Here is an 11,394-nt window from a genome sequence, read left to right on the forward strand (position 1 = left end):
TACTATGAAATAATTAACTTTATAGAATCATTTCCTCTTCCAGCTTCTCTTGATTGATAATGAAACAGCCTTCTTCTGATACTTTAAGCACATCTTTTTTTCTCAATTGAGTCAATGTGCGGCTAACGGTTTCTCTTGAAGTGCCGATCATATTGGCTAGTTCCTGGTTAGTAAATGTGCTAGTCAACTTAAAATCATCATTTCCATAGGGCTGACCATTGGTACGAGTTAACCTAATTAACAACATAATCACTTGTTCGAAGGTATTGTGTAAAATTTGTTCCTCTAATCGGTCTTGGAGGTCGATGATCTTACTTCCTAATACTCTAAATAGCTTTACGCATAACTCAGGCTGATTAACTAGAATTTGTTCAAATGAGTGGATAGGAACACAAATCAAACGGGATTTCTGCATGATCTCGGCATTTGCTGGATTTAGGCCGCCACGAAAGAACCCCGCATGTGGAAACATTTCTCCGGATTCTAGCACGGAAACAATCTGTTCTTTGCCATGGATATCTGTTTTATATATTTTCACTTTACCAGATTCAATGAAAAAGACTCTGTCCAATGGTTCATCTTGCATGAAGACAAAAGAACGGGCATTGTAAACTCTTGCGGATGAAATGTTAGCAATATGATCGATCTCATCATCAGAAAGTTCTTTGAACAAGGGCACTTTTTTTAAATTTTCCTGAATGATAGGGGTTTTTTTCAAAGTATTCACTTCGCTTTCTTTCTCATACTTTTTGGTATATAAACACATGCGGGTTCACTCTCTAGGTAGTCACCTGTAAGGGCGTAGGCTCTAGATCGTGAACCACCGCAAACGTGTCTGAATTCACAAACTCCACATTTTCCTTTAAAAAGGTCAGGATTCCGTAACTCTTTGAAAATGGATGAATGACGATAGATATCGGCAAGAGATTCTGTTCTTATATTTCCTGCCTTTATCGGCAGCAGTCCACTCGGATAAACATCGCCAAGGTGAGAAATAAAAACGAACCCATTGCCGTCATTTACCCCTTTAGGTGCTCGGCCAAGCCCGTCGAACGCAGCGGTTTTACCTGCATTCAATGCATCTTGATATTGGATGTGTTGTGTTTTTTCTTTATTATTTCGCATTTTGTCAGCAATCACTACACGTCGGTAATGTTGGGCTGCCGTTGTTTTAACATCAAAAGGAACCTGATGACTTAATTGGTTTAACCAGCGAAAAACCCTTTCGTGTTCAGCAGGGGAAATCATAGCAGAAGCTTTTCCTCGTCCTGTCGGAACTAAAAAGAAAACACTCCACAATACACAATTTAAAGATTCCACAAGCTCAGCCATCTCTTCTAGTACATTATAGTTATATCTTGAGACGACAGTATTAATTTGTAAAGGTAATTCTAAGTCGTGAAGATGGTCAATCGCATTCATAGTTAAATCAAACGACCCAGTAGTTCCTCGAAAGTGATCATGAATAGCTGCGGTAGGGCCATCCAGGCTGAAGGCCCATCGAGCCAATCCTATATCCTTCGCTTTTTGAATCTCTTCTTTTGTAACGTTAGGAGTAGCACTAGGAGTCATAGATACACGCAATCCCTTTTGAATCGCATAGGAGGCGATGTCATAAACGTCAGGTCTCATTAGTGGATCTCCGCCTGTAAAAACAAGCATAGGATGATCCATTTCGCAAATGGAGTCGATTAATTGTTTGCCTTCCTCAAAGTCTAGTTCAAGAGGATGGCGGTGATATTGGGCCTCAGCTCGACAATGTAGACAGTGTAGTTCGCACGCTCTTGTTAATTCCCAAATGACGATAAAGGGATTCTCATGGAAATCTCTACTATTCATATTCATTCCTCCAAATTTTTATATACATATTGTATATAAAAATTAACACTTAATAAGTGAAGTTCATCACATGTTCAGTCCGATCACCCTTTAGTGCTTTGGGTGAAGAGAAGAAAAAACAACTTCATTTAAAGTGTGTATATGTCCGCAAGAAAATGAATATAACCGCGATCACGCTTACCTTAAAGTTTATATTTTTTCATTTAATCTAAAGATTGTTATAAAGTAGGTTTTTGTTTAAAGTGTTATTTTTTATAATAGGGTCGTTATCTTTCTTTCATATCTTCTTTTAATAGACACCTTTCCCTATAAAACTATACAATATTAATAGAACAGAGTAACGAGGAGTGTAGACATGGCCCCTTTTAAAAAAGTGACCGAAGCTTCCTATTTAACAGCAGATCGCGCGTGGAGTTATCGAGCCATTTTGCGCTATTTTTATATACAGCACGAACGAATGCGTGAGTTCCTGTTTCCTGAGGAAATTCTCGCTTACTTAAGGGAGTTTGATGAGTTCAGAGATTTTTCTGAGGAACAGTTACACATTGATCTAGGTGCTTTAGTTAAATGGAATAATCTTATGGCACGGCAAGAAGTTGGCAAAGTTCGGACGGTTGAGGAGTTCAAGAAAAAGCGTTTTCGCTATCAATGTACGCCATATACGGTAGAGTTTGAACGTATGTTACAACAGCTTGAAGGAATGGGGGAGACTTTCGGTGGTTCCCTAGAGAAAACACAGTTTGAAAGATTGTACCAAACGCTCCTTACTATTGAAAAAACACTTGAAGCACAAGAAGATGAGAAGGCTGAAGAGTGTGCGCAGAAGTGGGATGATGTATTCACATATTTTCGAACCATTACGCAGAACACGTCGGATTATCTAGCCTATTTAAATAGTGAAGAAGTAGAGGAATAGATGCAAACTGAGGCTTTTCTAGTTTATAAAGATCAGTTTACAACTTATTTACGCGATTTTATCATCGCCTTACAACAAACAGCTGTTCAAATTCAAGAATTGCTAGGACGTATTAATGATGAAAAGTTGACAGGTTTCGTAAATAAAGTCGTTCATCACCAGGAGCAGACGTTCCGCTTTGAGAAGCAGTCTTTTGAGGACAAAGTTATTGATCAACTCGAAAAATGGCGAAGTCTAGAGGTGTGGTTTCTAGGTCATAATCAAGGTGAGAGTGAATATGAGATGTTGGAGGCTAGAACAAATGAATCGATTCGCCGAATTACACGAGTAGTTCAGCGACTTGGTGAGCGTCACCAACATTTCCACAGTCGGAAAAAGGATTACCTGTATTTAGCTGAGTGGTTTGATGGGATAGGATCGCTTGATGAAGCACACAAGTTGTCGTCGATCGTTTTTGGTGTATTCCATACTCGTCATTTTCATATTGACCATGTACCGACGGATGATATTTATACAGATATTTGGGAAGAAGCTCCAATGAAACACCAAACGAAACCGAGAATAAGAGGATATACAGAAAAAACAAAAGCAGGCGCTATGAAGAGCAATGATAAGAAAAAGGAAAAGTTACGAAATGAACATTTGAAACAGCGTCAAATGGAGCATCTGCTCATAGAAAAATACATTGATGAATCAGAAATACGTACAGCTGATTTACCCGTGGTTGAGACGCATATTCGCAAAGTCTTATTAACGTGGCTTGGAAAAGCAATGGCACGGAAGGACCGAACGATCAAAACTGAAATTGGCCGCAAAGTTAAGGTTGACCTGGTAGATGATGAGCGGATCACTCTTCATGCTGAGGATGGGTCGCTAGAAATGCCAAAGGTTGTGTATCGGTTTATGCCTTAATAACTGACCAAAAGGATGCGGTTTCACATTAAATTTGAAGGAAGGGACTTGAATGGAAGTCAAAGTGTTTGATGAAAAAGCACAAGAGGCGTTAAGTGTCTTGTTTGAACAATTTTGGATTCTTCGTTCAGAGGAGCCTGGTTATTATCGCAGGATACGTGAACGGGAGCATCAGTTGAAGCGTTACGTGATGGAGAAGTTCGGATTTGATTTAATTATCCATCAACACTTTATTAAGTTGGAAAAAATTTCGGTTGAACCGAAGGCTTGGATGGGCATTCAAGAATTCCTCGAGCCGATGGACTATGGTATTTTTTGCTGTGGGTTAGCTTTTACTGAGAATCGATCAGTCGATGATCAATTCCTATTATCTGATATATGTGAAGACATCCAAGATATGTATCCAGGCGAATTCCCTCTCGATTGGACGAATTACAACCATCGTAAGTCACTTGTTCGTGCTATGAGAAAGCTAGTGCGTACCGGAATTTTGAAAACAGTTGATGGTGAGATTGACCTTTTTGCTACGAATGAAGGATATGAAGTGCTCTATGAGGTGACCGTTTATGCGCGTTATTTTATGCGTTCCTATCCTGATGATTTATTTCAATATAATTCAGCAGAAGAGATTTTAGCTAGTGAATGGAAGCAACAAGAGGTTGATCAGCGAAGAAAACGGGTGTACCGCAAGCTTTTATTCTCGCCTGTTGTCTATCGTCAAGGAGATGATGATCCTGATTTCGCTTATATTAGAAAGTTTCGTAATCGGTTAAGGGACGACTTGGAGGAGCATACGCCATATCGTTTAGAATTGTTCAAAAATGCTGCGATGCTAGTGATGGACGAGAAAAAACAGCTTCACACATTATTTCCCGATCAAAAGGCTATTTCGGATGTTGTGCTACATTTTTCTTCTTTTCTAAGAGAACGAATGCACGAGTTCGAACTTAACTCACAAGGGGAGTTAAAGTTAACGAGTGTAGAGTTCCAGCGTATGGTCGAAGATGTAAAAGCCGCGTATGGACACGGATGGAGTAAGGCTTACCGTGAAGGCACAATAGCAACAATTAGTAAAGAGTTATTGCAACTATTTAAAGAGTGGGAATTTGGTTACATTGAAGATGAAACGGAAATGATCGTCCTTCAATCAGCACTTGGTCGAATGACGGGGGATTTCCCTCAAGAATATAACTTAGAGAGGAGGCACAAGGATGCAGAAAACAAATAAATGGAAGATGAATCGAGCGGGGTTACTGAATTTTTGGTATTACGATGAGGAGACTTTCGACTTCTCCAATGGAAAACTGTTATTACGAGGAAGTAATGGGTCAGGTAAATCAGTGACTATGCAAAGCTTTCTACCTGTATTACTTGATGGACGGAAATCTCCTGATCGACTTGATCCATTTGGTTCTAAAGCTAGACGGATGGAGGACTACTTGTTAGGTGAAAAAGAAATTGCTGATCGAGATGAGCGGACCGGCTACCTTTTTATTGAATACAAGCGAGAAGATACGAATCAGTATTTAACGACAGGGATTGGCTTGCAGGCGAAACGTCATAAAGCAATGAAGTTTTGGGGATTTGTCATCACGGATAATCGCAGAATTGGCGAGGATTTTTCACTGTATAAGGAAGAATGGAACGCTGGGGAGAAACAGAAGATCCCTTTTTCCAGAATTGAACTTGAGAACAGAATCGCGGACGGTGGTTCAGTTGTTCAAAGTCAAAAGGAATATATGAATCTCGTTAATAAATACGTCTTCGGTTTTGAAACAACAGAAGCTTATGAGGACCTCATTAAATTATTGATTCAGTTGAGGAGTCCTAAATTGTCAAAGGACTTCAAGCCGACGGTGATTTATGAAATTTTAGAAGCTGCCTTGCCTCCTTTGTCTGATGAAGACCTTCGTCATTTATCGGACACGATTGAGCATATGGATCAAACGAAGCAACAAATTGAACAATTAAACCGTGAGCTAGAAGCTTTAAAAAAATTAAACCAAGCGTATCAAACGTATAATGAGCGGCAACTTGCTGATCAAGCAGAGGAGTTTGTTAAAGCTGATCGTAAAGCGAAAAGAGAACAATCGGCGTACGAAGAACAAGTACAAGATCAGCAAAAGCTAGCATATGAAATTAAGTCACTAGAGAAACAAAAGCAAGGACTTGATCAGCAACAGGACACCTTTGAGCAGAAGGAAGAGCGGTTGCGTTCCCATAAAGTTTGGAATTTGGAACAGGAACGCCAAGAAGTAGAACAAGCACTAAAAGGAATGCGGCAGACATGGAAGGAAAGAGACGATAAGCTTTCTCATCGACGTCAGCGCGAACTAAATATTAAACAGGAGCAAGACGAAGCGGAAGAAACTGTTCGAGAACAGTTGGAGTTAATTGATGATCATATCCTGAACCTACGTAATGACGCGGAAGAAAGTTCGTTTATTGATCATGATTTAAATGAGCAGGACTACCAACGTCACCGATCGGGTGCTTTTCAATTTGATATGTGGAAAAAGCAAGCCAATCAACATTTTGATAAGCTAGGAGAAATTGAAAAAAGCTTAGAACGCTATGAGTACTTAAAACAACAATACGAATCCAAAAACAATGACATTGCTGATTTACAAAGAAACAGAGATAAAGCCAAGCATGAAGAACAAGATTGGTCAAATTTGTTTGAAGAGGACAAGCAAGCGAAGTTGAATGAGATCCATGCCTGGGTCGAAGCCAACTCGCACTTTGTAATTGATGGTGAACAATTGCAGCAAACGGCTCGTTCCATCTTAAACTTATATGAACCTACAGAATATACAGAAATACAACAGCCGTATCGCCAGTCTCAATTTCGTTTTGAGCAAGAACAACGAAAACAACTTTCGAAATACGAGCATGATTTAGATGGTGTCACACAAGATATTGCCGATAAAGAAGCAGAAGTTAAAGAATGGAAAGATAAAAAGGATCCTGAACCTGATCGCCATGAACAGACGAAGTTATCTCGAGAACAGTTAGTGGCGGATGGCCGAGCATTTCTTCCACTTTATGAAGCTGTGGAATTCCGTCCTGACATCCCTGATGAAGTTAGGCCTCGAATCGAAGCGGCTCTTCTTGATGCTGGGTTGCTTGATGCTTTAATTATGAATGATAATTCTTCCGTGGACCATGATCGTGTGATTGAACCTAGTCCTCATTTAATGGAACATACACTTGCTGATTATTTGGTGCCAGATGAGGAAACGAGGAGGAATATTCCTGTTAACCTAGTTGAAGAAGTTTTACAAAGCATTGTGATTGATGATGCCGATGCTACAAGTTCAATTGGAGAAGACGGAAGTTACCATCTCGGAATCTTGCGAGGTCATGCTGTTCCTGTAGATCATACACGATTCATTGGCCGAGCTGCAAGACAGCGTTATCGGGAGCGGAAAATCACTAGTTTAGAAGAAGAACTGACAAAATATTACCATCAAAGACAGGTTATTCAAACAGCAATTACGAGTATAAATGATAACATCAAGCAATCACAGCAAACGATCGAAAACTTTCCAAAAGATATAGACTTACGGGAGAGTTTTCGGAGAATCCAAGAAAAACGATTTGAAATTAAACAGTTTGATGAGCAACTAGAGCGACTTAATGCTGAACTGCGTACTATTTATGACGGATTCCGCTCGATTAAAGGGACTATTGAAAATCAAACACGTCATTATAATATAGAAACAACTCGTCAGGCATACCAGCAAGCAATTACTGTCATGAATCACTATGAAAAGGATTTGATCGAGCTAGAAGGAATGCATACAACTTATTTGCATCACCAAGATCACATCGTAAGACTTGAAAATCGTTTAGAGGAACTAGCTCAAGAAGTTGATGAGCTACGTGGAGAAGTAAACGAATATGAGGATCATGTGAAGCGAAAAGAAATGAACTTACAAGAAATCGTCGCCCAACTTGAACAACAAGGTGCAGAAGATATCCGTAAACAAGTTGAAGACGTGCAAAAAGAATTAGTCCGTATTCGAAGCGAACTCGTTCAAATTAATGAACTGCTTCCAGCCAAACGGAATCAGTATGACAATAACGAAGACAGACGATTACAACAACAAGCGAAGAAAGACCTTTGGCAACAGTTGCGATCAACATGGGAAGCGACTTTTTCACAAGAATGGAACCACGGATTTGTTGAATTATCCAATCAGAGTGAAGTTGATATTCTTCAGCTTGCCAAAAAAGTCCATAAAGAATACGGTTATCTTTTAAAAGAGAAGGATGCAAGCCAGGTAGCTGAACAGCTCACAAGAATGTTTTACTTCGTACAAACCGATCTTATGGAGTACCGGATGAAAGATTATGAGAGAACAGCAAATACACCTGAGTGGATGAACGAAGTAGAAGCTGATGATGATCTTCCTCATTTGCAACATTGGAAGCTAAAGGCAAGAAGACGTTTTGTCGAGTTAGATTATTTCGGAAAGCAAGTGAACCCAGCTTATGTGCAGATTGAGCTTGAGAGTGAACAAGTTCGGCAAGAGGGGATGCTTGACCAAAAAGATCGCGAGCTTTACGAAGAAATCTTGTTCAAATCTGTGGGTAATAAGTTGCGCAGCCGGATTCAACGTGCAGAAAAATGGACGGAAAAAATGAACAAACTGATGGAGTCACGTAATTCGTCTTCAGGACTTACCTTTTCGATTAAGTGGAAACCACGAACTGCTGATAGTGAGGAAGAGTTAGATACGAAAGATCTCGTTAGCCTATTAAAACGGGATGCGCGAACGTTGAAAACGGAAGACTTGGATCAGATCATCCATCATTTCCGTTCGAAAATAGACAAAGCAAAAGAGCTCATTGATGACAAAGGGGAAGGTCATACACTACTTCAAGTGTTAAAAGAAGTACTCGATTACCGTAAATGGTTCTCGTTTGTCTTATCCTATAGACGTACGAATGAACCGAAGAGAGAACTTACTAACCATGCATTTTATAAGTTTAGTGGGGGAGAAAAAGCAATGGCAATGTACATTCCCTTATTTACCGCCTGCTATTCGAGGTACCAAGAAGCAGAAGCCCACGCACCTTACATTATTACGCTTGATGAAGCTTTCGCCGGTGTCGATGAAAATAACATTCGGGAAATGTTTGAAATCGTCGAGAAACTCGGGTTTGATTATATGATGAACTCTCAAGTCTTGTGGGGCGATTATGATACAATCTCAGAATTATCGATCAGTGAATTAGTCCGACCACAAAATGCTGACTTTGTTACGGTGATTAACTATCGTTGGGACGGCGAGAAATTAGACTTAACCTTACCTGAGGATGAAGCAGAATTGGAAAACGAGCCGGTAGAAGGATGATCTAACATGACGAATTTGGATGAAGCTTTACAATACTTTGCAGCAGAAAGGGCTTTTCATCGCCTTTTTCTGCTGTTTCGAAAAAAGTATAAGTCGCTGGGCCGCGTCGGTGGATCGATTAAGGTGGACAAGTTAACTAGCAAAGAATTAGATGCAATTGCTTTATTTATGGGAATGAGTACTGAGGAACTTTTACAGAAAAAAACGCTTACTCTTTTACAATTTGAGCGACAGCTTGCCCATACACGTTTTGATGATATAGGTTTGAAAGAGTTGCTAGAAGAGTATTTTGATGAATCCCTTGTTTCGAATAAGGAAGTCAAACAACAGAAAGATCTTCAGGAAAAAGAGTTTCTTGAAACATTAAAAAATGAGTATCCAGCATTAGCATTCTGGTTTGACTATTTATTGGAGAAAAAGCCGGGAGCCTATTGGATATACCCACAATTTTCAAATCATTTTAGAGTTCAAGTTGGGTTGCTCGATGAGGCGTTTCGTGGATTGCCACAAGAATATGAACGATTACCGATGTTTAGTCAACGAATCGCAAAGAACCCTCATGCTTTTGACTTAACTACAGAGCTTGGTCGGTTATGGGTTCATTTGTTGAGTGTCTATAATGGGGAAGATCGAAGCCCTGATACTCAAGAAATGATCACAGATTTACTACAAAAATATAACATTTTACGAGATGATCTCTTGAACTTTGCTACAAGTGTTAACTTATTAGCTGAGGACAAGGAAGGTCAGCAAAAGATATGGAGCGAAGCGGAAAAAATTCATATGGTGCGAAATGTTACTTTACGTGAAATGCTTACCCTGACAAGAGCCTACCCGAAACAAGGTCATGACGTCTGGTTAGTAGAGAATTCCGGGGTTTGTTCAAGCTTGATGGATCTTGTTCCACAAGCCTCGCTTGTTTGTACACATGGTCAAGTGAAGTTAGCCACCTTATTATTGATTGATCTGTTAGTCGCGGAAGATGTCACGATTCACTATGCAGGTGACTTTGATCCTGAAGGTCTAGGCATGGCGCAACGATTAATTGATCGCCACCCAGGTCACGTGAAACTATGGCGAATGACCCCTGAAGATTATATGGAAACTAGTCCGAATGTTAAACTAACAGAGGATCGGTTAAAAAAAGTAACTGCATTAAAAGATCCAACTTTAGTAGAAGTAGGTAAACAATTGATGATCACGCAAAAGGCAGGGTATCAAGAGGCGCTTGTTGAGAAGATGGTGGAAGATATTATTTGAGCAGGATATTTTGTGCTTGGAGATTATTTTAGCGTCCGCGAAAGCAATTAATTGATAGTATCACTTCCGGAATCCTAATAGGAATAAGCCGGGGGTGATATTTTTTTATAAAGGCTATGTTCAACGTTAATGTTGATAATTGCACGGATTGGGGAAAGTTGAAGACTCGATTCCAGGATGATTGTGTGGAGAAAGGGGACGGCGGGGAAGGAGTCGCTTTCCGTGGGCGTGCGCTGAGCCTCCTCAGGCTTGCGCCGAGGCCACTGAAAAAGTCCAATCTCATCAAGAAACCCCCGTCTTTTTTATTTTTTTAAAAAGACGGGGGTTTCTTGTATAATAGAGGGACTACATAAAAGGTGAGGGATTGGATGATTGAACGTCAGCTATCGATGAATTTAAGTGCGTACACGGGTTTGTATGATGCAGTTATACCGAAAGATCATTTATTGAGAGAAATCAACGACCTTATCGATTTCTCTTTTATCTATGACGAACTGAAGGATAAATACTGTCATGACAATGGTCGGAACGCGATTCATCCCATTCGGATGTTCAAATATCTTCTTCTCAAAACGATTTATACCCTATCGGATGTGGACTTGGTAGAACGGACAAGAGTTGATATGTCCTTCAAATATTTTCTCGAAATGGCTCCTGAAGACGACGTTATTGATCCCAGTTTATTAACTCACTTTCGCCGAAAGCGGTTAGAAAGTGAGACATTTTTAGATCTTTTAATTGAGAAAACCATAAAGATTGCCATCGAAAAAAATATTATCCAATCCTCTTCGATTATTTTGGACGCCACCCACTCGAAAGCGAGGTACAACCAATGGACGCCTCAAGAGATCTTGCGACAACGGTCTAAAAATGTTCGAAAAGTCATCTATTCCATTGACGAATCCGTAAAAGAGGAATTCCCGGAAAAACCGAAGAACGATACGATCGAAGAAGAAATAGAATACACGAAACAACTCGTGGATATCATCGAACAAAAGCCGACCTTACAAGCCTACCCCAAGGTGAAAGAACCATTCAATTTACTCAAAGAGACGGTTGATGATCATCAAGAATTCCTTCCACAGTCGACTGATCCAGATGCCC

At 40.0% G+C, this 11,394-nt stretch carries 6 protein-coding genes and 1 pseudogene; 5 read left to right on the top strand and 2 right to left on the bottom strand.

The features are described 5' to 3' along the window. Positions 1-19: 19 nt before the first annotated feature. Positions 20-727, bottom strand: coding sequence for a Crp/Fnr family transcriptional regulator (locus ACFQIC_RS11850; RefSeq protein ID WP_390217113.1), 708 nt, complete (start codon positions 725-727; stop codon positions 20-22). After that, positions 724-1,839 carry a TIGR04053 family radical SAM/SPASM domain-containing protein gene (locus ACFQIC_RS11855; RefSeq protein ID WP_204710388.1) on the bottom strand — a complete coding sequence of 372 codons (1,116 nt, stop codon included), beginning with the start codon at positions 1,837-1,839 and terminating at the stop codon, positions 724-726. Before ACFQIC_RS11855 ends, ACFQIC_RS11850 begins: the two co-directional genes overlap by 4 nt. A 355-nt stretch (positions 1,840-2,194) precedes the next feature. On the opposite strand from ACFQIC_RS11855, the pseudogene ACFQIC_RS11860 reads away from it, so the two are divergent. The 5 genes and pseudogenes from ACFQIC_RS11860 to ACFQIC_RS11880 all read left to right on the top strand — a co-directional run. Further along, a pseudogene (locus ACFQIC_RS11860) lies at positions 2,195-3,667 on the top strand (TIGR02677 family protein). Between the two features lie 52 nt (positions 3,668-3,719). Beyond that, positions 3,720-4,895 (top strand): TIGR02678 family protein, encoded by a 1,176-nt coding sequence (locus ACFQIC_RS11865; protein ID WP_204710386.1) that lies wholly within the window; start codon positions 3,720-3,722, stop codon positions 4,893-4,895. Continuing rightward, entirely contained in the window at positions 4,879-9,030 is a 4,152-nt protein-coding gene (locus ACFQIC_RS11870) for a TIGR02680 family protein (protein ID WP_204710384.1), read from the top strand. The genes ACFQIC_RS11865 and ACFQIC_RS11870 overlap by 17 nt, the downstream gene beginning before the upstream one ends. 6 nt (positions 9,031-9,036) lie before the next feature. Next, positions 9,037-10,290, top strand: coding sequence for a TIGR02679 family protein (locus ACFQIC_RS11875; protein WP_204710382.1), 1,254 nt, complete (start codon positions 9,037-9,039; stop codon positions 10,288-10,290). Between the two features lie 368 nt (positions 10,291-10,658). Beyond that, on the top strand, positions 10,659-11,394 hold a 736-nt coding region (locus ACFQIC_RS11880; protein ID WP_390217114.1), incomplete at its 3' end, for a transposase.

This window comes from Halobacillus seohaensis (assembly GCF_042663045.1).
Taxonomy (GTDB): Bacteria; Bacillota; Bacilli; order Bacillales; family Halobacillaceae; genus Halobacillus_A; species Halobacillus_A seohaensis.